The organism is Inmirania thermothiophila, from assembly GCF_003751635.1.
Taxonomy (GTDB): Bacteria; Pseudomonadota; Gammaproteobacteria; order DSM-100275; family DSM-100275; genus Inmirania; species Inmirania thermothiophila.
In genome coordinates, this window is the sequence record NZ_RJVI01000001.1 from 241,349 (window position 1) to 264,992 (window position 23,644).

Sequence of the window (23,644 nt, forward strand, 5' to 3'; positions counted from 1 at the left end):
GGTAGCGGATCGCGCGGGGCCGGTGCCAGCGCCTCACCCCCCCTTGCGGCGGCGCAGGTCCTCGAGGGTGCGCAGCTGGGCCATGGCCTCGGCGAGCTCCGCCTGGGCCTTGGCGTAGTCGATCTTGGCCTCGCGGTCGGCGAGCAGCCGCTCGGCGCGCTGCTTGGCCTCGAGGGCCGCCGCCTCGTCGATGTCGTGGGCGCGAAGCGCGGTGTCGGCGAGCACCGTGACCACGTGCGGCTGCACCTCGAGGATGCCGCCGGAGACGTAGAAGAGCTCCTCCTCGCCCCCCGGCAGGCGCACGCGCACCTCGCCCGGGCGCAGGCGCGCGAGCATGGGGGCGTGACGGGGCATGATGCCCACCTCACCCTGCTCGGCGCGGGCGGCGAGAAACTCCACCGTGCCCGAGAAGATCTCCTGCTCGGCGCTGACGATGTCGACGTGGAAGGTCATGGACATGGAACGCTACCCTCCCGGGGCGGCCTGGGGCAGGCCCCCGTCACGCCAGCGCCTTGGCCTTCTCCACCGCCTCGTCGATGGTGCCGACCATGTAGAAGGCCTGCTCGGGCAGGTGGTCGTACTCGCCCTCGACGATGCCCTTGAAGCCGCGGATGGTCTCCTTGAGGGGCACGTACTTGCCGGGCGAGCCGGTGAAGACCTCGGCGACGAAGAAGGGCTGCGAGAGGAAGCGCTGGATCTTGCGGGCGCGGGCCACGATCAGCTTGTCCTCCTCGCTGAGCTCGTCCATGCCGAGAATGGCGATGATGTCGCGCAGCTCCTTGTAGCGCTGCAGCACCCCCTGCACGGTGCGGGCCACGTCGTAGTGCTCCTGGCCGACGATGTTGGGGTCGAGCAGGCGCGAGGTGGAGTCGAGGGGGTCCACCGCGGGGTAGATGCCGAGCTCGGCGATCTGGCGCGAGAGCACCAGGGTCGCGTCCAGGTGGGCGAAGGTGGTGGCCGGCGACGGGTCGGTGAGGTCGTCGGCGGGCACGTAGACGGCCTGGAAGGAGGTGATGGAGCCGGTCTTGGTGGAGGTGATGCGCTCCTGCAGCACGCCCATCTCCTCGGCCAGGGTGGGCTGGTAGCCCACCGCCGAGGGCATGCGCCCGAGCAGGGCCGAGACCTCGGTGCCGGCGAGGGTGTAGCGGTAGATGTTGTCGATGAACATGAGGACGTCGCGGCCCTCGTCGCGGAAGTACTCGGCGATGGTGAGGCCGGTCAGGGCCACGCGCAGGCGGTTGCCCGGCGGCTCGTTCATCTGCCCGTAGACCAGCGCCACCTTGTCGAGGACCCCGGCCTCCTTCATCTCGTGGTAGAAGTCGTTGCCCTCGCGGGTGCGCTCGCCGACGCCGGCGAAGACCGAGTAGCCGGAGTGCTCGATGGCGATGTTGCGGATGAGCTCCATCAGGGTCACGGTCTTGCCCACGCCCGCGCCCCCGAACAGCCCCACCTTGCCGCCCTTGGCGATGGGCATGATGAGGTCGATGACCTTGATCCCGGTCTCGAGGATCTCCACCGCCGCCGCCTGCTCGGCGAAGGTGGGGGCCGGGCGGTGGATCGGCCAGCGCTCCTCGGCCTCCACCGGGCCGGCCTCGTCGATGGGCTCGCCGAGGACGTTCATGACCCGGCCGAGGGTGGGCTTGCCCACCGGCACGCTGATGGGCGCCCCGGTGTTGGTCACCGCGAGGCCGCGGCGCAGCCCGTCGGTGGTGCCCATGGCGATGGTGCGCACGACGCCGTCGCCGAGCTGCTGCTGCACCTCCAGCACCAGCCCGCCCTCTTCGACGCGCAGGGCGTCGTAGACCTTGGGCATCTCCCCGCGGGGGAACTCCACGTCCACCACCGCACCGATAATCTGCACGATCTTGCCGGCACTCATGTCTGCGTACCCCTGATGCTGCTCTGGTTTCCGGCCGGACGTGGGGGTCACGACCCGATGGCCGCGGCGCCGCCCACGATCTCCGAGATCTCCTTGGTGATCGCCGCCTGGCGCGCCTTGTTGTAGACCAGCTCGAGCTCCTCGATGAGGTTCTCGGCGTTGTCGGAGGCGCTCTTCATCGCCACCATGCGGGCGGCCTGCTCGCTTGCCGCGTTCTCCACCACGCCCTGATAGACCTGCGCCTCGACGTAGCGGCGCAGCAGTCGATCGAGCACCTCGCGCGGATCCGGCTCGTAGATGTAGTCCCAGTGGTGGCGCAGATGCTCGTCCTCGGCCGGCGGCACCGGCAGCAGCTGCCGCACCACCGGCCGCTGGCTCATGGTGTTGACGAAGCGGCTGTAGACGAGGTGCAGGCGGTCGATGCGCCCCTCGTCGTAGGCCTTCAGCATCACCCCCACCACCCCCAGCAGGTCCTCGAGGCGCGGGGCGTCGCCGAGGCGCTCGGCGTGGGCGACGAGGTTGGCGCCGTGGCGCGCGAAGAACTGCGAGCCCTTGACGCCGATGGTGCAGAGCTCCACCTCCACCCCGCGCTCGTCCCAGGCCCGCATCTCCGCCAGCAGGGTGCGGAAGGCGTTGACGTTGAGCCCGCCGCAGAGCCCGCGGTCGGTGGAGACGAGGACGTAGCCCACGCGGCGCGGCTCGCGCTCCACCAGATAGGGATGGCGGTACTCGGGGTGCGCCTGGGCCACGTGGCCCAGCACCGCGGCGATGCGCTCGGCGTAGGGGCGCGAGGCGGCCATGCGCATCTGCGCCTTGCGCATCTTGCTCGCCGCCACCATCTCCATGGCACGCGTGATCTTCTGCGTGCTCCGGATGGAGCGGATCTTGGTCCGGATCTCCTTGCCTACGGCCATCTCGCCCCCTACCAGGCCTGGCTCGCCTTGAACTCCTCGACCACCTTGCGCAGACCCTGCTCGATCTCCTCGTTCCAGTCGCAGGTCTCGTTGATGCGGTTCATGAGCTCGGCGTGGTTGGAGCGGAAGTAGGCGTGCAGGCCCTCCTCGAAGGCCACCACCTTGCCGAGGTCGATGTCGTCCAGGTAGCCCTCGTTGACGGCGAAGAGCGACAGCGCCATCTCCGCGACGCTCAGCGGCGAGTACTGCTTCTGCTTCATGATCTCGGTGACGCGCTGGCCCCGCTCGAGCTGCTTGCGCGTGGCCTCGTCCAGGTCGGAGGCGAACTGGGCGAAGGCGGCGAGCTCGCGGTACTGCGCCAGCGCCAGGCGCACGCCGCCGCCGAGCTTCTTGATGATCTTGGTCTGCGCCGCGCCGCCCACACGCGAGACCGAGAGGCCGGCGTTGATGGCGGGGCGGATGTTGGCGTTGAAGAGGTCCGTCTCGAGGTAGATCTGCCCGTCGGTGATGGAGATGACGTTGGTGGGCACGAAGGCGGAGACGTCGCCCGCCTGGGTCTCGATGATGGGCAGCGCGGTGAGCGAGCCCGTGCGCCCCTTGACCTTGCCCTCGGTGAAGCGCTCCACGTACTCGGCGTTGACCCGCGCGGCGCGCTCCAGCAGGCGCGAGTGGAGGTAGAAGATGTCGCCGGGGTAGGCCTCGCGGCCGGGCGGACGGCGCAGCAGCAGCGAGACCTGGCGGTAGGCCCAGGCCTGCTTGGTGAGGTCGTCGTAGATGATGAGCGCGTCCTCGCCGCGGTCGCGGAAGTACTCGCCCATGGCGCAGCCCGCGTAGGGGGCCATGAACTGCAGCGCGGCCGACTCGGCGGCGCTCGCCGCCACCACGATGGTGTGCTCCATGGCGCCGTGCTCCTCCAGCTTGCGCACCACCTGCGCGATGGAGGAGGCCTTCTGGCCGACGGCGACATAGATGCACTTGATGCCCGTGCCCTTCTGGTTGATGATCGTGTCGATGGCGATCGCGGTCTTGCCGGTCTGGCGGTCGCCGATGATCAGCTCGCGCTGGCCGCGGCCGATGGGCACCATGGAGTCGATGGCCTTGAGCCCGGTCTGCACCGGCTGGCTCACCGACTGACGCCAGATCACGCCCGGGGCGACCTTCTCCACCGGCGAGGTGGTCTCGTACTCGATCGGCCCCTTGCCGTCGATCGGACGGCCGAGGGCGTCCACCACGCGGCCGAGCAGGCCCTCGCCCACCGGGACCTCCAGCACGCGGCCGGTGCAGCGCACCCAGTCGCCCTCCGAGAGGTGCTTGTAGTCGCCGAGCACCACCGCGCCGACGGAGTCGCGCTCGAGGTTCAGGGCGATGCCGAAGACGTCGCCCGGAAACTCCAGCATCTCGTAGTACATGACGTCGGCGAGGCCGTGGATGCGCACGATGCCGTCGGTGAGGCTGACGATGGTGCCCTCGCTGCGCGCCTCGGCGACGGACTCGAAGTCCTCGATCCGCTCCCTGATGAGCTGGCTGATCTCGGAAGGGTTCAGTTGCATGGCGTTGGTTCCTCTCAGCCCGCCAGCTCCGCCGCGAGCCGCTGCAGGCGGCCGCGCACGGAGCCGTCGATGACCAGATCCCCGGCGCGTATCACGGCGCCGCCGATGAGCGATTCGTCGACCCGGTGGCCGAGCTCCACCTTGCGCCCCAGCCGCCGCTCCAGCGCGGCGCGGATGCGCTCGGCCTGCGCCTCCTCGAGGGGCCGGGCGCTGACCACCTCCGCCCGCACGCGGCCCTCGGCCTCCATGCGCAGCGCCTCGTAGGCCTCGGCGATGGCGGGCAGGAGCGCGAGCCGCCGGTTCTCCACCAGCAGCCGCAGGAGGTTGCGCCCCTCGGCGCCGAGCTGCTCGCCCACCAGCTCCACGAGCAGCGCGTAGACCCGCTCCTTGCCCACCCGGGGGCTGCGCACCAGCGCCGCCACCTCCGGCGTGGCAGCCACCGCCGCCAGGTCCTGCAGGCGCCGCGACCACAGCTCCAGCTCACCCCGCTCGCGCGCGAGCTCGAACACGGCGCGGGCGTAGGGGCGGGCGACGGTGATGAGCTCGGCCATCCCCCCGCCTCCTCAGAGCTGCCCGGCGAGCTCGTCGAGGAGCGCCTGGTGGGCCTTGGCGTCCACCTCGCGGCGCAGGATGCGGGCCGCGCCCTCCACCGCGAGGGTGGCCACCTGGCGCCGCAGCTCCTCGCGGGCCTGGGCGATCTCCTGCTGGATCTGGGCGCGCGCCGCCTCCACCAGCCGCTCGCCCTCGCGCCGCGCCTCCTCCTTGGCCTCGTCCACCATCTCGGCGGCACGCCGCTGGGCCTTGCCGAGGATGTCGGCGGCCTCCTGACGGGCCTCGTGCAGGATCTGGGTGGCGCGCTCCTGCGCCAGCTCCAGCTCGCGACGCCCGCGCTCGGCGGCCTCGAGGCCGTCGGCGATGCGGCTGCGCCGCTCCTCCAGCGCCTTGACGATGGGCGGCCAGATGTACTGCATGGTGAACCAGACGAACGCCGCGAAGGCGATCATCTGGCCGATGAGGGTGAGATTGATGTTCATCCCGTGACCCCGCTGGCCGTCCGCCTGAATCGAGCCTCGCGCGGCCTCAGCCGGCGAGGGCGAAGAGGACGTACATGCCGAGGCCGACGCCGATCATGGGCACCGCGTCGGTGAGGCCGACGACGATGAAGAACTGGGTGCGCAGGACGGGGACGAGCTCGGGCTGGCGCGCCACGCCCTCGAGGAACCGGCCGCCGAGCACGCCGATGCCGATGGCGGCACCCACGGCCCCGAAGCCCATCATGATCGCCGCGGCGATGACCAGCAGAGCGTTTGCCATCTCCATCTTCTGTCTCCTTCGCTGGGGAAGTGAACGACTCCGAAACGGTCAGTGATGCTCGGCGTGGGCCATGTCCAGGTAGACGATGGTCAGCACCATGAAGATGAAGGCCTGCAGGGTGATGACCAGGATGTGGAAGACCGCCCACACCCACTGCAGGACCCCGCCGAACACGGCCAGGCCGACGCCCGCGCTGTACATGAGCGCGATGAGGATGAAGATCATCTCGCCGGCGTAGAGGTTGCCGAACAGTCGCAGCGAGAGCGAGAACGGCTTGGCCAGCAGGTTCACGCCCTCGAGGAGCAGGTTGACCGGCATGAAGAGGGGCTTGAGCAGGGGGTTGCTGGTCTGGAAGGGCATCCCCGTGAGCTCGCCCACGAAGCCGCCCACGCCCTTGATCTTGACGCTGTAGTAGACGATCAGCGCGAACACCGTCAGCGACAGGCCGAAGGTGATGTTGGGGTCGGTGCTCGGCACCACGCGCTGGAAGTGGATCCCGAGGTGGGTCGCGATCCACGGGATCAGGTCCACCGGGATCAGGTCCATCAGGTTCATCAGGAACACCCACACGAAGATCGTGAGGGCGAGGGGCGCGATGAGCGGGTTGGGCCCGCCGCTGAAGGAGCCCTTGACGTTGCTCTCGACGAACTCCACCAGGACCTCGACGAAGTTCTGCAGCGGCCCCGGCACGCCCGAGGTGACCTCCCGCGCCACCTTGCGGAACAGGCCCACGAAGACGAGCCCGAGGAGCAGCGACCAGAACATGCTGTCGAGGTGGATGGCCCAGAAGCCCATGGCCGCCGCCTCCTCGGCGTCATGGGCGAGGGACCAGCCGTGCTCCGGGTGCAGGCCGAAGGTGAGGTTGGTCAGATGGTGCTTGATGTACTCGCCGGCGGTCAGCCCGGTCTCCGCAGCCATGGCTCGCCTTCCGCTCCCTCAGCGCTCGGCGCCGATGTTGAACAGATACCCGAACTGGGCGGCGATGAAGCCCGCCACCAGCGGCAGCGGGGCCAGCTCCAGGAGCCCCAGGCCCACCGCCAGCAGCCCCACCGCCAGCACCAGCCGCTGCACCAGGCCGAGGTAGAGCGTCGCGGCGCCCCGCGCCGCCGCCTCGGGCCGGATCGCCGCCAGGTGGCGGCGCAGCAGCAGCCCGTTGAGGACCACGATGGCGCCGCCGTAGACGGCCGCAAGCCCCGCCTCGGCCCCCGACCGCGCGGCGAACAGGGCACCCGCGAGCAGCGCCAGCGCCGCCTGTGCGAGAAGAACCCTGCCCATCGGGGATTCGGGCGCCCCCCCGCGCCGAAGTCAGCGGCCGCGCAGTATAAGAACCCCGCCCCCCAAGGTCAACGGATCCGTCGATAAGCGGATTGTATGAGCCGATCCGGTGGGGATATCCCCACCGGGGCGCCCCCTCCTCTCCAAGGGGGGGGGTCGGCTCAGCTCAGGCGCATGTGCTTGAGGAAGAGCGCCTTGTGCACGTCGCCGATGCTCAGCATCCCGCACAGCCGCCCGTCCACCGCCACCGGGATGCGGCGGAAGCGGTGCGAGACCATCACCGAGGTCGCCTTGAGCAGCGGATAGTCCGGCGGCACCGTGATCACCCGCGTGCTCATGACGTCGCGCACCTCGAGGTTGACCACCTCGCGGTACTGCGACTCCATCTCCTCGAACGAGATCGGGCCCTGCTCGGCCATGAGCTCGTCGAGGCGCGGGAACATGCGGTGGAGCACGTCCCGCTCGGCGATGATGCCGACGATGCGGTCGCCGTCCTCCACCACGGGGAGCCCCTTGATGCGGTTGATGCACATGAGGGCCGCCACCTCGTAGAGGCGGGTCTCGGGGGTGACCGTGCGCACCGCACGGGTCATGGCGTCTTGCACCAGCATCGCGTCCTTCCTTTCCCCTCTCCGGGACCTCGGTTCCGGTCAGCGCAGCCGCTCGAGGATGCCCTCGAGCTCCTCCACCGAAGTGTAGTGGATGACGAGGCGGCCGCGCCGGCCGCCCCCCTTGAGCTCGACGCGGGCCCCCAGGCGCTCGGAGAGCTCGCGCTGGAGGCGGTCGACGTCCGGGTCCGGCCTCGGCGCCGGCCGCGGCGGCGCCAGCATCCTGCGCACCAGCCGCTCGGTCTCGCGCACGCTGAGCCCGCGGCGCACCACCTCGCGGGCGGCCTCCGGCTGGCGCGCCGGGGGCAGGCCCGCGATGGCGCGGGCGTGGCCCATCTCCAGCGCCCCCTGGGCGAGCAGCGCCTTGACCGCCTCGTGCAGCTCCAGCAGGCGCAGCAGGTTGCTCACCGCCGCCCGCGAGCGCCCCACCGCCTCGGCCGCCTCCTGGTGGGTGAGGCCGAACTCGTCCACCAGCCGCCGCAGCGCCAGGGCCTCCTCCAGCGGGTTGAGGTCCTCGCGCTGGACGTTCTCGATCAGGGCCATGGCCATGGCGGCGCGGTCGTCCACCTCGCGCACCACCGCCGGCACCTCCGCGAGCCCCGCCATCTGCGCCGCCCGCCAGCGCCGCTCGCCGGCGACGAGCTCGTAGCCCTCACCGCCGGGGGCCGGGCGCACCACCACGGGCTGGACCACGCCCTGGGCGCGGATCGAGGCCGCAAGCTCCTCCAGCGCCGCGGGGTCGAACGCACGCCGGGGCTGGAAGGGGCTCGGCCGGATCCGGTCCAGCGGCAGGCTGCGCAGCCGCTCCCCCGGCTGCGGCTCGGCCACCGCCGCGCCGGTCGCGCCGAGGAGGGCGTCGAGGCCGCGGCCGAGCCGCCTGCGGGCCATCGCCGCCGCCCTCAGGCCGTCGCCGCCCGCTCGGCGCGGCGCAGCATCTCGCCGGCGAGGGCGAGGTAGGCGACGGCGCCGCGCGAGCGGCGATCGTAGAGCAGGACCGGCAGGCCGTGGCTCGGGGCCTCGGCGAGGCGGACGTTGCGGGGGATCACCGTGCGGTAGACGCGCTCGCCGAAGTGCTGGATGAGCTGGCGCGAGACCTCGGTGGCGAGATTGTTGCGGGGATCGAACATGGTGCGCAGCAGCCCCTCGATGCGCAGGCCCGGGTTCGGCCCGCGGCGGATCCGCTCGATGGTGCCCACGAGGGCGCTGAGCCCCTCGAGGGCGTAGTACTCGCACTGCATGGGGATGAGGACGCCGTCGGCGGCGACCAGGGCGTTGACCGTGAGCATGCTGAGGGAGGGCGGGCAGTCCACGAGGACGTAGTCGTAGGCCCCCCGCGCCGGCGCCAGCGCCGCCCGCAGCAGCGCCTCCCCGCCCGCGCGCCGCGGCAGCTCCACCTCCGCCGCGGTGAGGTCGCCGTTGGCCGGGGCGAGGGCGAAGCCCGCCTCCCCGGCCGGGACCACCACCTCGGCCAGCGGCACGCCGTCGAGGAGGACGTCGCACACGGTGCGCTCGAGGGCGTGCTTGTCGACGCCGCAGCCCATGGTGGCGTTGCCCTGGGGGTCGAGGTCCACGAGCAGGACGCGCCGCCGCGTCGCCGCCAGCGAGGCGGCGAGGTTGACGCTGGTGGTGGTCTTGCCCACCCCGCCCTTCTGGTTGGCGATGGCGAGGACCCGTGCCATGGCGGCCTTCCGCGCTGCCCCCTTCCGTGCGGGGCCTGACTTTACCACGAACCGGCCGCGCTCACGGGCGCTCGAGCAGGACCAGGTGCCGCGCCGCGGCAAGCCCCGGCACCGCCAGCGCATGCACCGCGCGCACGCGCCAGGGGGCGGGCAGGGCGGCGAGCTCCTCCGCCGGGTGCCGCCCCTTGAGGGCGGCGAGGACGCCGCCGGCCTCCAGCAGGGGCCCGGCGAGACGCGCCAGCGCCGCAAGCTCCCCCACCGCCCGCGCCGCCACCACGGCGAAGGGCCGCGGCGGGCGCCAGCGCTCGGCGCGGGCGCAGGCCACCGCCACGCGGTCCGGCGCCAGCGCGAGCACCGCGTGGCGCAGGAAGCGGGCCTTCTTGGCCGAGGCCTCGAGCAGGGTGACCGGGCGGTGGGGCTCGGCGAGGGCGATGGGGATCCCGGGCAGGCCGGCGCCGCTGCCGAGGTCGCAGAGGGCGCCGGGCGGCAGGTGCGGCAGCGCCGCGAGGCAGTCGAGGAGGTGGCGGGTCACCATCTCCACCGGGTCGCGCACGGCGGTGAGGCTGTAGGCGCGGTTCCAGCGCGCAAGCAGCGCCAGGTAGTCGAGGAGCCCCTCCCGCGCCGGCGCCGGCAGGGCCAGGCCCAGCGCGGCCAGCCCCTCGTCGAGGCGCGCCCGCGCCGCCCCCCGCCAGGGCTCAGGCGCCGACGGCACGGTCGGCGGCGGCGAGCCTCCGGCCGGCGTCGAAGGCGCGCGCGTTGGCCTCCACGAGCGCCGGTTTGCGGGCACGGAAGCGGGCCAGCACCGCCTCGCGCAGCAGCTCCGGCGCCAGCGGGAGGTGGTCCGCGGCCGCGCCCAGCATCACCGTGTTGGCGAGCCGCAGGTCGCCGAGCCCGCGGGCGACCTCGCCGGCGTCGAAGGCGAAGTGGCGCACCCCCGCCTCCTCCAGCAGCCGCAGCGGATCCTCCGGATAGCTGTAGAGGCCGCTGGAGACCACCGGCGGGGCGAGGCGCAGGGTGTTGACGATGGCGATCCCGTCGGCGGCCAGGTGCCCGGCCCAGCGCACCGCCTCGGCGGCCTCGAAGGCGAGGAGCACGTGGGCGGTGCCGGGGGCGATGGCGGGGGCGAGCACGCGCGCGCCGAAGCGCACGTGCGAGGTGACCACGCCGCCGCGCTGGGCCATGCCCGCGACCTCGGTCTTGCGCACGTCGAGCCCTGCGGCCATGGCCGCCTCGGCCAGGACCTCGGCGGCGGTCATCACCCCCTGGCCGCCGGTGCCGCAGACGAGGACGTTGGTGACCCGGCTCATGCCCGCCCCTCCATGGGGACGATGGCGTCCGGGGCGCAGGTGCCGACGCAGAGGTTGCACCCGGTGCAGGCCAGGCTCTCGATGCGCACGAAGGCGAGCTCCACCTCCTTGCCCGAGGGCTTCACCGCCCGCTCGCGCCGCGTCACCAGGATCGCCGGGCAGCCCACGTCGAGGCAGTTGCCGCAGCCGGTGCAGCGCGCCTCGTCCACGCGCAGCGGCGGCGTCGGCCGGTACGCGTCGATGAGCACGCAGGGGCGGTTGGTGATGATCACCGAGGGGCCGCCGCGCTTGATCTCGGCGCGCAGGGTCCGGAACAGCGTCGGCAGCTCGTAGGGATCCACCTCGTGGACGCGCTCGGCGGGCACCCCCAGGGCCCGGACCAGGGCCGCGAAGTCCACCCGCGGGGCCTCCTCGCCGCGGGCATCGCGGCCGGTGCCGGGGTGGTCCTGCCCGCCGGTCATGCCCACCGCGCGGTTGTCGAGGATCAGCACGGTGACGTCGCCGCGGTTGTAGACGATGTCCAGCAGCCCCTGCATGCCCATGTGCAGGAAGGTGGAGTCGCCGATCACGGCGACGACGTGCCGGCCCCGGTCCTGCTCGCCGCGGCCCTTGTCGAGGCCGAGGGCCACGCTCAGCGAGGCCCCCATGCAGATGGTGGTGTCGAGGGCGTTCCAGGGATGGCCGGCCCCGAGGGTGTAGCAGCCGATGTCGCCGCTGATGATCACGTTGCGAAGCCGCGACAGGGTGAAGAACACCCCCAGGTGCGGGCAGGCCGGGCACATGGTGGGCGGGCGCGGGAAGATGACCGGCGCCGGCCGCGCGTGCTCCTCCACCGGCTCGCCCAGCCAGGCGCGCACCGCGCGCCCCACGACGTCGGCGGAGAGCTCCCCCATGCGCGGCAGGACCGCCTTGCCCGTGACCTCGAGCCCGGCCGCGCGCAGCTCCTGCTCCACCAGCGGCTCGGTCTCCTCCACCACCACCACGCGCTCGGCCTTCTCCGCCAGGCGGCGCGCCAGCCCCACCGGCAGCGGGTGGCTGAGCCCCAGCTTGAGCACCGGCGCCTCGGGGAAGGCCTCGCGCACGGCGAGGTAGGCCGGCCCCGAGACGACGAAGCCGACGCGCCGGTCGGCGCCGTCCTCGAGGCGGTTCAGGGGGCTCGCCTCGGCGTGCTCGGCAAGGCGCGCCTCGCGCTCGAGCATGATGGGCAGGCGCCGGCGGGCGTGCGCCGGCACCATGACGTAGCGGGCGGGGTCGCGCTCGAAGCCGCGCGCCGGCACCGCCTCCCGCGCCCCCACCGTGACCAGGCCCTTGACGTGGCAGACGCGGGTGGTCAGGCGCAGGATCACCGGGGTCTCGAAGCGCTCGGAGAGGGCGAAGGCCTCGCGGGTGTAGGCGTAGGCCTCCTCGGCGTCGGCGGGCTCGAGCACCGGCAGGTGGGCGAAGCGGCCCCAGAAGCGCGAGTCCTGCTCGTTCTGGGACGAGGACATGCCGACGTCGTCGGCCACCGCGAGGACGAGGCCGCCGCGGGCGCCGAGCAGGGTCTGGGTCATGAGGGCGTCGGAGGCGACGTTGACGCCGACGTGCTTCATGGCGGCGAGGGCCCGGCTCCCGGCCAGCGAGGCCCCGATCGCCACCTCCAGGGCCACCTTCTCGTTGGTGGACCACTGCGCGTGCAGGTCGGGATAGGCCGCGAGGCACTCCAGGATCTCCGTGGAGGGGGTCCCGGGGTAGGCGGCGGCGACCCGCACGCCCGCCTCCCAGGCGGCGCGGGCGACGGCCTCGTTGCCCGAGAGCAGGAGGCGGGTGGCGGGGGCGGCATGGACGGCGGCGTGCATGGGATCAGGGCTCCTCTGCCACGGGGACGGGGTCGGAACGGCGGTAGACGGTGCCGCTGAAGAGGCCGACGAGGGTGCCGTCGTCGCGGCGGACCTCGACGCGGTAGACCGCGGTGCGCCCGCCGAGGCTCTCCTCCACGGCCTCGGCCAGGAGGCGGTCGCCGGCGCCGCTCGCCGCCGGGTAGCTCATGCTGGTGGCCAGCGCCACGGCGCTGCGGCCGCGGCTGTTGCTGGCGACGGCGAAGGCGATGTCGGCGAGGGCGTAGGTGACGGCCCCGTGGGTGAGGCCGTGGGCGTTGAGCATGTCCTCGTCCACCGTGAGGGCGAGGCGGCAGCGGCCCGGACCGCTCGCCAGCAGCTCGACGCCGAGCCGGCGCGCGACCCGATCCTCCCGGCACATCCAGCGCGCCACTGCCTCGGCCGTGGCCTGCGCCCGCTCCTCGTCCCCCACGCGGCCCACCGCTTTCGTCAGGAAAGGGAGGGCTATTGTGCGCATGCAGCAGTTGGCCCCGCAACCCTTTCCGCGGGGGCGGGAACCCGGGCGTCAGAGCAGCCCGCGCGCGCGCAGGTGGACGAGGAGCAGGGCCACCGCCGCCGGCGTCACCCCGGGCGTGCGCGCGGCCTGGCCCAGGGTCGCCGGCCGCGCCCGCGCGAGCACCTCGCGCACCTCGTTGGAGAGACCGGCCACCGCCGCATAGTCCAGGTCCGGCGGCAGGCGCAGGGTCTCGTGGCGGCGCAGGCGCTCGGCCTCGGCCTCCTGGCGGCGCAGGTAGCCCTCGTACTTGACCTCGATCTCCACCTGCCGCGCCAGCGCGGGGTCGGCCACCGCCGGTCCCGCCCCCGGCAGCGCCGTCACCCGGCGGTAGTCCCAGCCCGGCCGGCGCAGCAGCGCCTCCAGCGACAGGCCCTGCCCCGGCGGGGCCTCGATCCCGGCCGCGGCGAGGGCGGCGGGCGGCAGGATGGTGGCGCGCAGGCGGGCGCGCTCGCGCTCGAGGGCCTCGCGGCGGGCCTCGAAGGCGGCCCAGCGGGCATCGTCCACCAGCCCCAGCGCCCGCCCCGCCGGGGTCAGCCGCAGGTCGGCGTTGTCCTCGCGCAGGCGCAGCCGGTACTCGGCCCGGCTGGTGAACATGCGGTAGGGCTCGGTCACCCCGCGGGTGACGAGGTCGTCGACGAGGACCCCCATGTAGGCCTCGTCGCGCCGCGGCCACCACGGCTCCAGCTCCCGCGCCCGGCGGGCCGCGTTGACGCCGGCGACGAGCCCCTGGGCGGCGGCCTCCTCGTAGCCGGTGGTGCCGTTGACCTGACCGGCGAGGAACAGCCCCGGGAGGTGGCGCGACTCGAGCCAGGGGTGCAGGTCCCGGGGGTCGAAGTAGTCGTACTCGATGGCGTAGCCGGGGCGCGTCAGGTGGGCCCGCTCGAGGCCCGGGATGGAGCGCACCAGCGCCACCTGGGCGTCGAAGGGCAGGCTGGTGGAGATGCCGTTGGGGTAGATCTCGCCGCTGTCGAGCCCCTCGGGCTCGAGGAAGACCTGGTGGCGCTCGCGCTGCGGGAAGCGCACCACCTTGTCCTCGATGCTCGGGCAGTAGCGCGGCCCCACGCCCTCGATGCGGCCGGTGTAGAGGGGCGAGCGGTGTAGCGCCCCGCGCACGATCCGGTGCGTCTCGGCGGTGGTCCAGGTGATGTGGCAGGGGACCTGGGGCGGGTGCTCCTCGGGCCGGCCGAGGAAGGAGAAGACCGGCACCGGCTCGTCGCCGGGCTGGACCTCGAGGCGGTCGAAGTCGATGCTGGCGCGGGCGATGCGGGGCGGGGTGCCGGTCTTGAGCCGCCCCACCCGCAGGGGCAGCTCGCGCAGCCGCCGCGCCAGGGCCTCGGCCGGCGGGTCGCCGGCGCGCCCGCCGGGGCGCTGCGCGAGGCCCACGTGGATGCGCCCCCCCAGGAAGGTGCCGGCGGTGAGGACCACCGCCGCGGCCTCGAAGCGCAGCCCCAGGGCGGTGACCACGCCGCGCACCGCGCCGCCCGCCACCACCAGGTCCTCCACCGCCTGCTGCAGCAGGGCCACGCGCGGCGCCGTCTCCAGGGCGCGGCGCACCGCGAGGCGGTAGAGGGTGCGGTCGCACTGGGCCCGCGTCGCCTGCACCGCCGGGCCCTTGCGCGCGTTGAGGATGCGGAACTGGATCCCGGCGCGGTCGGCGGCACGGGCCATGAGCCCGCCGAGGGCGTCGATCTCGCGCACCAGATGGCCCTTGCCGATGCCGCCGATGGCCGGGTTGCAGCTCATCTGGCCGACGGTGTCGAGGTTGTGGGTGAGGAGCAGGACCTCGGCCCCGGCCCGGGCCGCGGCCAGCGCCGCCTCGGTGCCGGCGTGGCCGCCGCCCACCACGACCACGTCGTAGCGCCCGTCCCCCCTCACGGCGCCGCCCCCGGACTGGCCCGCCGCGCGAGCAGGATGCCGGCGAGCACCAGCGCCGCCCCGGCGGCCTCCACCGGCCCCAGCGGCTCGCCGAAGAGCGGCCAGGCGATGAGCGCCGCCGCCACCGGCTGCACCAGCAGCACCACCGCCGAGAAGGCGGCGGGCAGATGGGCCAGCGCCCAGGTGATGAGCCCCTGGCCGCCGGCGTGGGTGAGCCAGGCCAGGGCCAGCAGCACCGCCCACCCGGCGGCGGTCTGCGGCAGGACGCGCTCGCCGCTCGCCCACGCCAGCGGCAGCAGCAGCGCCGCGCTCACCGCCGCGCTCGCGGCCATCACCGCGGCGGTGCCGTCGCGCCTGCGGGCGCGGGCCACGGCGAAGATGTAGCCGCCGTAGAAGACCGCGGTGAGCAGGCCCAGCAGATCCCCGGCGAGGCGCCCGGCGGGGCCCGCCCCGCCCATGAGGAGCGCCACCCCGGCCATGCCGCAGAGGAGGGCGGCGAGGAAGAGCGGCCGCGGCCGCTGCCCCAGCAGCCCCCACGCGAGCAGGGTCACCACCACCGGGGCGGCGTTGGCGAAGAGGGTCGCGTTGGCCACCGTGGTGAGGCCGATGCTGAGGTGCCAGACCGCGAGGTCGGCGGCGAAGAGGGCCCCGGCGAGCCATGCCCCGGGGCCGGGCCGCGCGCCGCCGCGCGCCCACAGCAGCAGCAGCGGCAGGGCGAGGGCGACGCGGTGGAAGGCGGTGGCCACCGGCCCCACCTCGCTCAGGCGCACCAGGATCGGCGCCAGCGCGATCGCCAGCGCCCCGGTCACGAGCCCCGCCAGTGCCCTGCCCTGGCCCGTCGCCATGCCGCCTCCGTCCGCCGAGGGGCGGCCAATCTGCGCCGGCACCGGGCGCCTGTCAACCGCGCTCGCCGAGGAGCCGGGCGAGGGCCTCGGCCAGCTGCGCCGGCTCCGGCGGGCGCGGCAGCAGGCAACGGTCCGGGCCCGGGGCCCCGCCCTCGTCGCCGAGCACCACGGCCTTGAGCGGCCCCTGGGCGGCAAGCCGGGTGAGCAGCGCCTCGGCATCCCAGCCGTCGGCGAGGCGCGCCGCGCTCACCACCAGCAGCGGCGGCTCCCAGCCCGCGGCCGCCACCGCCTCGGCGCCGCCGGTGGCGACGATGACGCGGAAGTCCCAGACCTCGAGGAGGCGGCCGAGGGCCTGCGCCTGGACGGGGTCGGGGTCGGCCACGAGTGCGAGGCGGCCGCCGCCGTGGACGCGCGGCGGCGGCGCCGCCGGGCGCGCCGGCTGCGCCCGCGGCACGGCGATGGCGAAGGCGCTGCCCCGGCCCTCGGCGCTGCGCAGGCGGATGGCGAGCCCGAGCAGATCGGCGCTGCGGCGGGCGATGGCGAGCCCCAGCCCCAGCCCCGCCCCCGGCCCGCGCTCGGCGCCGCGGCCGCGGTAGAACTCCTCGAAGATGCGCCCGCGCTCGGCGCGGGGGATGCCGGGCCCGTCGTCGCGCACCTCGAGGCGCACGTGGGTGCGGCCCCAGCGCGCCGCCAGCATGACCCGCCGGCGGGCATGGCGCACCGCGTTGGCGAGCAGGTTCTGCAGGATCGAGCCCAGCAGCACGGGGTCGGTGTCGAGCACCGCCGGCACCAGGTGGAGGTGGAGGGCGACGCCGCGCGCGGCGGCGGCCGGCGCAAGCCGCATCTGCAGCGCCTCGAGGAAGGGCTCGAGCGGCAGGTCCTCGCGGCGCACGCGCACCGCGCCCGCCTCGAGGCGGGCCACCTCCAGCACCGTGTCCAGCAGCTGCTGCATCGCGGCGAGGCTCGCCCGCATCTCGGCCGCGATCTCGCCTACCTCGGGCGCCGCGCTGCGCCGCTCCAGGGCCTGGAGGAGCAGGTGCAGGGCGTGCAGCGGCTGGCGCAGGTCGTGGCTGGCGGCGGCGAGGTAGCGCGACTTCGCCCGCTCGGCCCGCGCCGCCCGCTCCTTCTCGGCCCGCAGCGCGAGCTCCGCCTCCTTGCGCGCGGTGACGTCGGCATGGGTGCCGGCGAGGACCCGCCCCGGCGCGGCGCCGGGCAGCGACACCAGCCGCCCGCGGGTGTGCAGCCAGCGCCAGCCCTGCGCGCCGCGGAAGCGGTACTCGACGTCGATGCCCGGGCTCGCCCCGGCGAGGTGCGCCCGCAGCGCCGTCACCACCGCCCGGCGGTCGTCGCGGTGGACCCGCCGCAGCCACCCGCGCAGCCCCGCCGCCGGGTCGCCGTAGAGGCCGACGAAGCGCGGGCTCAGATAGCCCTCGCGGGCGTCGAGGTCCCACTCCCAGTGGGCCTCGCCCGCGGCCTCGAGGGCGAGCTGCAGCCGCGCCTCGCGCCGGCGCAGGTCCTCGCCCATGCGGACGAGACTCAGCAGATCGGCGATGCGCCCGGCGAGCTCGGCGAAGAGCGCCTGCTCCTCGGCGCTCCAGCTGCGCACCTCGCGGCACTGGTGCAGCCCGAGCAGCCAGGGGGCGCCGTAGCGCGGGCGCACCACCGTGAGCATCTGGGCGCGGATGCGATAGCGCACCACCCAGTCGCTCCCGGCGGGCATGGGGGAGAAGACCACCGGCCCGGGGGCGGCCAGCACCCGCGCGAACACGGCGCGGCCGGTGGCGTCCATGGGCACCTCCTCCCCCGCGGCGAAGGCGCCCGGGTACTCCGGCACCGTCACCTCCACCGGCACCCACCAGGCGGGGGCCTGCGGATCGCAGGGATAGAGCAGCCAGGTGCGGTCGGCGTCGAAGACCTCGCGCAGGACGCCGAGCACCGCCACCAGCTGCGCCTGCGCCTCGCCGCCGCGGGCGAGCACCGCGCCGAGGCGGCGGTGGGCCTCGAGGGCGCGGGCGATCGCCTCCGCCGACCCGCTCACGCCGCCGTCCCCGCGAGCGCCAGCACCGCCTCCGCGGGCGCGAGCGGCGGACCCGCCACGAGGCGCGCCCGATAGCCCTCGGCGGCGGCGCTGCCCGCCGGCCACAGGGCGTCGAACTCGGCCAGCCACGCGCCGTGATCGTAGGGCACCGGCACCGCCTCGAGGCGCACGCCGCCGAGCTCCACCCCGTAGAGGGCGTCGGCCGCGGGGCCGGCGGCCGAGATCCGCGTCGCCACCCCCTCGCGTCGGCCGCGGAAGCAGGGCATGCCGGCGGCGCCGTTGTTGATCACCACCACGCCGTCGGCGCGGGCGAGGCAGGGCAGGCAGGTGTGGGCGCAGGCCACCGCGGCGACGTCGGCCTCGCGGCAGAGCGCGCGCACCGTCTCCGCGGTGGTGTGCCGGCGGGCGCCGAGGCGCGCCCGCACCGCGTTCCCCGGCGGGGCCAGGTGCTCGAGGGCGAAGTCCCAGCCCGCCACCGAGCGCAGGTCGCCGTGGACGACGGCGATCCGCAGCCCCCCCACCGCCAGCACCAGCCAGCGCGGGAGCGCCGCGAGCCGCTGCCGCGCCCCGGGCACCGCGCCCGCGGCCCGGTGCAACCGCGCCATGATGGCGTTGGAGCGGGCCACGGTGGCGGCGTCCACGTGCCCCGGGTAGGCGCAGCCGCAGTCGTCGCCGCCCGCCGGATCGGCGAGCATCAGCTCCACGTTGCCGGCCACGGCGCGATGGCGCCGGGCCGCCTCCTCGAGGCGGGCGAAGGCCTCGGGCTCGGCGTCGAACCAGTGCAGATCGCCGGCCAGGATCAGCTCGGCCCCGTCCTCGGCGGCGGCCCGCGCCTGCAGCGCCGCGAGCGCGTGGCGGTTGCCGTAGAGGCCCCCGGCGACGAGGACGGTGGTCGCCGCCAGCGGCTCGGCGGCGGCGAGGTCGCGGGCGCGCAGGCCGAAGGCGGCGGGGCAGTGGCGGCCGGGGACGGGCTCCATGGCCGCGCAACCTACGCCGCCGCCGCCGGCGGCGCAAGCTCAGTCGCGCCGCAGGCGGTCGTCCACGGCGATGGGGGAGGGGTAGCGCAGGACGATGACATAGGACGAGAGGACGAGGCTCAGGAGGGTGGCGAGCTGAAGCGCCGAGGCCGACAGCGGGGCGAGGGCGCCGCCACCGGCGGCGGCGACGGAGATGAGGAGGGCGAACTCGCTCATCTGCCCGAGGCGGATGCCCACCTCCCGCGAGCGCCCGCGCGGCTCGCCGATGCGGCGCAGGAGGAGGGCGAAGACCAGGGGCTTGGCGGCGACGGCGAGCAGGGCCAGCGCGAGCCCCAGGGGCAGGGCCCGGGGGAGGAGGCCGAGGTCGTAGCCGGCGCCGAGGGAGAAGAAGAACAGGACCAGGAAGAAGTCCCGCAGCGGCTTGAGGCGCTCGGCGATGAAGAGGGCGATGGGGCTCGAGGCGAGGGCCACCCCGGCGATGAAGGCGCCGATCTCGTGCGACAGCCCGAGCAGCGCCGCCAGCTCCGCCCCCCCCAGGCACCAGCCGATGGCGAGCAGGAAGACGTATTCCTGGATGGTGTCGAAGCGGCGCAGCAGCGGCAGCAGCACCCAGCGCTGCATGGCGAAGGCCGCCGCCGCCAGCGCCGGCAGCCCGAGGCCGATGCGCAGCAGCACCGCCGCGCCGCCGCCGAGCCCCTCGAGCAGGATCAGCACGGCGATGGCGAGCAGATCCTGCAGCAGCAGCACCGCGATCACCAGCTCGCCGGTGTGGCGGTGGTGCAGGGTCGTGGTGGGCATCAGCTTCAGGCCGATGATGGTGCTGGAGAACATGAACGCCGCCCCCACCACCGCGGCCTCGCCGGCGGCGAGGCCGAAGGCGAGGGCGGCGCCGGCGCCGAGGCCGAGGAAGGCCAGGCTCGAGCCCAGGGTCACCGCGGTGGCCTTGCCGAGCAGGTGGAGCAGGTCCTGCGGCTGCATGTCCAGGCCGAGGAGGAAGAGCAGGAAGAGGATGCCGATGTCGGCGATGCGGCCGATGAGCGCCGGATCGTCCACCCAGGCGAGCCCCCAGGGGCCGGCGACGAGGCCGAGGGCGATGTAGGCCACGGGCAGGGCCTGGCGGGCGAAGAGGGCGAGCGTGGCGAGCACCGCCCCCCCGGTGAAGATCACGAACATGGACGCGACGAGCCCGCCTTCCATCGCCTGCCTCCTCCGCGCTCGCCCCATCATAGCCCCTTCCCCGGCCCTATAATCCCCGCCATGGGCACGCCCCGCGCAGCCCCCGCCGAGACCGAGGCCCTGCGCCTGCGCCTCGGCCGCTCCCGCGCCGCGGTGGAGCGGCTGGTGCTGGGCCAGGCGCGGGCGGTGCGCCTCGCGCTGGCCTGCCTGCTCGCCGACGGCCACCTCCTGCTGGAGGACCTGCCGGGGATGGGCAAGACCACCCTCGCCCAGGCCCTGGCGCGGGTCCTGGGGCTCGCCTTCCGCCGGGTGCAGTTCACCGCCGACCTCCTGCCTGCGGACGTGACGGGCGGCCCGATCCTGCGCGAGGGCCGCCTCGAGTTCGTGCCGGGACCGGTCTTCACCCACGTCCTGCTGGCCGACGAGGTCAACCGCGCGAGCCCCCGCACCCAGAGCGCGCTCCTGGAGGCGATGGAGGAGCGGCAGGTGAGCGCCGATGGGGAGACCCGGCCCCTGCCCCGGCCCTTCCTCGTCATCGCCACCCAGAACCCCTTCCACCTCGCCGGCACCCACCCCCTGCCGGAGTCGCAGCTCGACCGCTTCCTCATGCGCCTGCGCCTGGGCTATCCGCCCCCGGAGGCCGAGCGCGAGCTGCTGCGCCTCGGCCCCCGCCAGGGGGCGGTGGCGGCGCTGGAGCCGGTGCTCGACGCCGCCGCGGTGCGCGCGGCCCAGGCCGCGGCGGCCCGCGTCCACGCCGCACCGCCCCTCATCGCCTACGTCCACGCCCTGCTGCAGGCGAGCCGCGGCGAGGGCGGCACCGGGCTGTCGCCGCGGGCGGGGCTCGCCCTGATGGCGGCGGCGCGGGCCTGGGCCTGGCTCGAGGGCCGCGACGCGGTGCTCCCCGAGGACGTGCAGGCGGTGTTCGTGCCGGTGGCGGCGCACCGGCTCGCCGCCGGCACCGAGGGGGAGGATGCGGCGGCGGCCCTGCTCGATGCGGTGGCGATCCCCTAGGGTGGGCCTGGCGGCGCTCGCCCGCCCCGCCCGGCCCCGCGCCGGCCGCGCCCGCCTCGGGCGGCGCACGGTCTACATCCTGCCCACGCGCGAGGGCCTGCTGCTGGCGCCGGCGCTGGCGGCGCTGCTGCTCCTCGGCCTGCATTACAACAACAACGCCGCCCTCGCCTTCACCTTCCTCCTCGCCTCGGTGGCGGTGGTGGCCATCCTCCACACCTACCGCGAGCTCGCCGGGGTCGGGATCGCCGCCGAACCGGCGGGGGAGGCCTTCGCCGGCGGGCGCCAGCGCTTCCGCCTGCGCCTCGACGGCGGGGGACGGCCGCGGCGGGTGCGGGTGGCGGCGGGCGGCGTGGCGGCGGAGGTGGCGGTGCCCGCCGAGGGCGAGGCGGCCGCGGTGCTGGCGGTGCCGGCGCCGCGGCGCGGCATGCTCGCCCTCGGGCGCGTACGCCTGGAGACGACCCGGCCCCTCGGCCTCTTCCGCGCCTGGGGCTATGCCGAGACCGGGGCCGAGGCGGTGGTCTACCCGCGGCCGGCGCCGCCCGCCGGGCTGCCGCCCGGGGGCGCGGGCGAGGCCGAGGGCGGCGCCGACGCGGAGGGCGGCGGCGGGGCCTTCCACGACCTCGGCCGCTGGCGCGACGGCGAGAGCCTGCGCCGGGTGCACTGGCCGCTGGCGGCGCGGGGGCGGGGGCTGCACCTGAAGCGCTTTGCCGCCCCCGCCGGCGGCACCCTGTGGCTGACCTGGGAGGCGGCCTCGGGGGACGCGGAGGCGCGCCTCGCCCGCCTCTGCCGCTGGGTCCTGGACGCCGAGGCCGCGGGCCTCGCCTACGGGCTCGCCCTGCCCGGGGCGCGCATCCCGCCCGGCCGCGGCGCGGTCCACCGCCGCCGCTGCCTGGAGCGGCTGGGACGATGGCCGCGCTGAGCCTCTCCCCGGCGGCGGTGGGGTGGAGCGCCGCCGCGGCCCTGGCGGCCGCGGCCGTCCTCGCCGGCACGGTGCCGCCGGCGCTGCCGGCGGGGCTCGCGGCGGTGGCGCTGTGGCGGGCGGCGGCGACGCGGCGGGGCTGGCCGCTGCCGGGGCGGCGGCTGCGCACGGCGGCGGCGCTGGCGGCGCTGGCGGCGGTGGCGGCGGCGCACGGGACCCTGCGCGGCCTCGAGGCCGGGAGCGCCCTGCTGGTGGCGGGGGCGGCACTCAAGCTGCTGGAGCTCGAGCGCCGGCGCGACGCCGTGGTGGTGGTGCTGAGCTGCGCGCTGCTCGCGGCGGTGGCCTTCCTCCACGACCCGGAGCTGCCCCGCCCGCTGGCGGCGCCGGCGGTGCTGTGGCTGCTGCTCGCGGCGCTCGCCGGGATCCACGATCCGCAGGAGCGCCCGCGCGCCCACCTCGCCCGCGCCGGCGCGCTGCTCCTGCAGGCGCTGCCCCTGGCGCTGGTCGTCTTCCTCTTCTTTCCCCGCCTGGGCGGCCCGCTCTGGGGCGAGCGGCAGGCGGCGGCGCGCACGGGCCTCGGCGGCGAGCTCGTGCTCGGCCGGGTGGCCGAGCTCGCCCGCTCCGACGCCGTCGCGCTGCGGGTGCGGCTCGACGGCCCGGTGCCGGCGGCGCGCTACTGGCGCGCGGCGGTGTTCTGGGCCACCGACGGCCGGCGCTGGTGGGAGGGGCGCCCGCCCGGGTCGGAGCCGGCCCCGCGCGGCGGGCGGCGCCTGGGCCAGACCGTGACCCTGCTCCCCCACGGTCAGCGCTGGCTGCCGGCCCTCGACCGGCCCCTCGCGGTGCGCGCCGCAACACCCGGGCCGGGCGCCACCTTCGCCCTCCCAGGGCCCCTGGAGCGGGTGCTCACTTACCGCGCGGAGTCGTTGGTGGGTGGGGAAGGCGCGACGCCCACGGCGGCGCAGCGGGCCTACGCGATGCGCCTGCCGCGGCGGCTCTCGCCGCGGGTGCGCGCCCTGGCCCAGGCCCTGCGGGCGCGCGGCGGGGACGACCGCGGCACCGTGCAGGCGGCCCTCGACTGGCTGCGCACGGAGGGCTTCGTCTACACCCTGCGCCCGGGCCCCCTCGGGCCCGATCCGGTGGAGGACTTCCTCTTCCGCACGCGGCGGGGCTTCTGCGAGCACTACGCCGCCGCCTTCGCCCTCCTCATGCGCGCGGCGGGGATCCCGGCGCGGGTGGTGGTGGGCTATCTCGGCGGCGAGGCCAACCCCCTCAGCGGCGATCTGGTGGTGCGCCAGTCGGACGCCCACGCCTGGGTGGAGGTGGCCCCCGCGGACGGGGGGTGGATCCGGGTCGACCCCACCGCCGCGGTGGCCCCCCTGCGCCTGGAGCGCGCCATCGACCCGGCGTCGGCGGCGGGGGCGGTGCGTTTCGTGGCCGCGGCCCCGGCGGGGCTCGCGGCGGCCTGGACGCGGCTGCGCGATGCCGCCGATGCCGCCTGGACCTACTGGGTCCTGGGCTACGGCCCCGAGCTGCAGGGGCGCCTCGCCGGCCGCCTCGGCCTCGCCGGCCTCCCCCTGTGGCAGGGGCTGGCGGCGCTGCTCGCCGCCGGTGCCGCCCTCGCCCTCGCCGCCGCGGCCTGGCTGGTGCTCGCCCGCCGCGGCACCGCGGCGGACCCCGCCCAGGCGCTCTGGGTCCGGTTCTGCGCCCGCGCCGCCGCCGCGGGCCTGCCCCGCCGGCCCACCGAGGGTCCGCTGGACTACGGCCGGCGCCTGGCGGCGGCGCTGCCGGCGCGGCGGCGGTGCGTGGAGGCGGTGGTGGCGGCCTACGTCGCCGCCCGCTATGGACCGGGGCCGACGCCGTCGGCGCTCGCCCGCCTCGCGCGGGCGGTGCGCGCCTTCCGCCCCTGA

24 protein-coding genes are annotated in these 23,644 nt (G+C 75.5%); 3 read left to right on the plus strand and 21 right to left on the minus strand.

Annotation, left to right across the window (positions count from 1 at the left end; translation table 11 throughout):
* Nucleotides 1-33: 33 nt before the first annotated feature.
* From EDC57_RS01110 to EDC57_RS01210, 21 genes are all read right to left on the minus strand, one after another.
* Entirely contained in the window at nt 34-459 is a 426-nt protein-coding gene (locus EDC57_RS01110) for a F0F1 ATP synthase subunit epsilon (protein ID WP_123399399.1), read from the minus strand.
* A gap of 40 nt (nt 460-499) precedes the next feature.
* Nucleotides 500-1,879: a F0F1 ATP synthase subunit beta gene (atpD, locus tag EDC57_RS01115; protein ID WP_123399401.1), complete on the minus strand. Its 1,380-nt coding sequence runs from the start codon at nt 1,877-1,879 to the stop codon at nt 500-502.
* A gap of 47 nt (nt 1,880-1,926) precedes the next feature.
* Entirely contained in the window at nt 1,927-2,793 is an 867-nt protein-coding gene (gene atpG / locus EDC57_RS01120; protein ID WP_123399403.1) for a F0F1 ATP synthase subunit gamma, read from the minus strand.
* Between the two features lie 8 nt (nt 2,794-2,801).
* On the minus strand, nt 2,802-4,343 hold the full coding sequence (gene atpA, locus EDC57_RS01125) for a F0F1 ATP synthase subunit alpha (protein WP_123399405.1): 1,542 nt from the start codon (nt 4,341-4,343) through the stop codon (nt 2,802-2,804).
* 14 nt (nt 4,344-4,357) lie between these two features.
* Nucleotides 4,358-4,894: a F0F1 ATP synthase subunit delta gene (locus tag EDC57_RS01130; protein ID WP_123399407.1), complete on the minus strand. Its 537-nt coding sequence runs from the start codon at nt 4,892-4,894 to the stop codon at nt 4,358-4,360.
* 12 nt (nt 4,895-4,906) lie between these two features.
* Nucleotides 4,907-5,377, minus strand: a complete 471-nt coding sequence (locus tag EDC57_RS01135; RefSeq protein ID WP_123399409.1) for a F0F1 ATP synthase subunit B — start codon at nt 5,375-5,377, stop codon at nt 4,907-4,909.
* A gap of 46 nt (nt 5,378-5,423) precedes the next feature.
* Nucleotides 5,424-5,663, minus strand: a complete 240-nt coding sequence (gene atpE, locus EDC57_RS01140; RefSeq protein ID WP_123399411.1) for a F0F1 ATP synthase subunit C — start codon at nt 5,661-5,663, stop codon at nt 5,424-5,426.
* Between the two features lie 42 nt (nt 5,664-5,705).
* Nucleotides 5,706-6,575, minus strand: a complete 870-nt coding sequence (atpB, locus tag EDC57_RS01145) for a F0F1 ATP synthase subunit A (protein ID WP_123399413.1) — start codon at nt 6,573-6,575, stop codon at nt 5,706-5,708.
* A gap of 18 nt (nt 6,576-6,593) precedes the next feature.
* Entirely contained in the window at nt 6,594-6,932 is a 339-nt protein-coding gene (locus tag EDC57_RS01150; RefSeq protein WP_123399415.1) for an ATP synthase subunit I, read from the minus strand.
* Nucleotides 6,933-7,093: 161 nt separating this feature from the next.
* Nucleotides 7,094-7,543, minus strand: a complete 450-nt coding sequence (locus EDC57_RS01155) for a CBS domain-containing protein (RefSeq protein WP_123399417.1) — start codon at nt 7,541-7,543, stop codon at nt 7,094-7,096.
* 39 nt (nt 7,544-7,582) lie between these two features.
* Nucleotides 7,583-8,428, minus strand: a complete 846-nt coding sequence (locus tag EDC57_RS01160) for a ParB/RepB/Spo0J family partition protein (RefSeq protein ID WP_123399419.1) — start codon at nt 8,426-8,428, stop codon at nt 7,583-7,585.
* A gap of 11 nt (nt 8,429-8,439) precedes the next feature.
* Nucleotides 8,440-9,219, minus strand: coding sequence for a ParA family protein (locus EDC57_RS01165; protein WP_123399422.1), 780 nt, complete (start codon nt 9,217-9,219; stop codon nt 8,440-8,442).
* Between the two features lie 61 nt (nt 9,220-9,280).
* Nucleotides 9,281-9,931 (minus strand): 16S rRNA (guanine(527)-N(7))-methyltransferase RsmG, encoded by a 651-nt coding sequence (rsmG, locus tag EDC57_RS01170; protein ID WP_123399424.1) that lies wholly within the window; start codon nt 9,929-9,931, stop codon nt 9,281-9,283.
* A complete protein-coding gene (locus tag EDC57_RS01175; RefSeq protein WP_123399425.1) occupies nt 9,915-10,526 on the minus strand; it encodes an indolepyruvate oxidoreductase subunit beta in 612 nt (203 codons plus the stop codon). The genes rsmG and EDC57_RS01175 overlap by 17 nt, the downstream gene beginning before the upstream one ends.
* A complete protein-coding gene (locus tag EDC57_RS01180) occupies nt 10,523-12,361 on the minus strand; it encodes a thiamine pyrophosphate-dependent enzyme (RefSeq protein WP_123399427.1) in 1,839 nt (612 codons plus the stop codon). The genes EDC57_RS01175 and EDC57_RS01180 overlap by 4 nt, the downstream gene beginning before the upstream one ends.
* A gap of 4 nt (nt 12,362-12,365) precedes the next feature.
* Nucleotides 12,366-12,821: a hydroxyphenylacetyl-CoA thioesterase PaaI gene (gene paaI, locus EDC57_RS01185; protein WP_170165002.1), complete on the minus strand. Its 456-nt coding sequence runs from the start codon at nt 12,819-12,821 to the stop codon at nt 12,366-12,368.
* 84 nt (nt 12,822-12,905) lie between these two features.
* On the minus strand, nt 12,906-14,771 hold the full coding sequence (gene mnmG, locus EDC57_RS01190) for a tRNA uridine-5-carboxymethylaminomethyl(34) synthesis enzyme MnmG (protein WP_123399431.1): 1,866 nt from the start codon (nt 14,769-14,771) through the stop codon (nt 12,906-12,908).
* A complete protein-coding gene (locus EDC57_RS01195) occupies nt 14,768-15,616 on the minus strand; it encodes a DMT family transporter (protein ID WP_123399433.1) in 849 nt (282 codons plus the stop codon). Before EDC57_RS01195 ends, mnmG begins: the two co-directional genes overlap by 4 nt.
* A 52-nt stretch (nt 15,617-15,668) precedes the next feature.
* On the minus strand, nt 15,669-17,654 hold the full coding sequence (locus EDC57_RS01200; protein WP_123399435.1) for a PAS domain-containing sensor histidine kinase: 1,986 nt from the start codon (nt 17,652-17,654) through the stop codon (nt 15,669-15,671).
* Entirely contained in the window at nt 17,651-18,631 is a 981-nt protein-coding gene (locus tag EDC57_RS01205; RefSeq protein WP_123399437.1) for a metallophosphoesterase family protein, read from the minus strand. Before EDC57_RS01205 ends, EDC57_RS01200 begins: the two co-directional genes overlap by 4 nt.
* A gap of 39 nt (nt 18,632-18,670) precedes the next feature.
* Nucleotides 18,671-19,828, minus strand: a complete 1,158-nt coding sequence (locus EDC57_RS01210; protein ID WP_123399439.1) for a cation:proton antiporter domain-containing protein — start codon at nt 19,826-19,828, stop codon at nt 18,671-18,673.
* A gap of 60 nt (nt 19,829-19,888) precedes the next feature.
* On the opposite strand from EDC57_RS01210, the gene EDC57_RS01215 reads away from it, so the two are divergent.
* From EDC57_RS01215 to EDC57_RS01225, 3 genes are read left to right on the plus strand one after another with little or no spacing between them, the layout of a single operon-like run.
* Nucleotides 19,889-20,818 (plus strand): AAA family ATPase, encoded by a 930-nt coding sequence (locus tag EDC57_RS01215; RefSeq protein ID WP_123399441.1) that lies wholly within the window; start codon nt 19,889-19,891, stop codon nt 20,816-20,818.
* Nucleotide 20,819: 1 nt separating this feature from the next.
* Nucleotides 20,820-21,737 carry a DUF58 domain-containing protein gene (locus tag EDC57_RS01220; protein ID WP_123399443.1) on the plus strand — a complete coding sequence of 306 codons (918 nt, stop codon included), beginning with the start codon at nt 20,820-20,822 and terminating at the stop codon, nt 21,735-21,737.
* On the plus strand, nt 21,725-23,644 hold the full coding sequence (locus tag EDC57_RS01225; protein WP_123399445.1) for a transglutaminase TgpA family protein: 1,920 nt from the start codon (nt 21,725-21,727) through the stop codon (nt 23,642-23,644). The genes EDC57_RS01220 and EDC57_RS01225 overlap by 13 nt, the downstream gene beginning before the upstream one ends.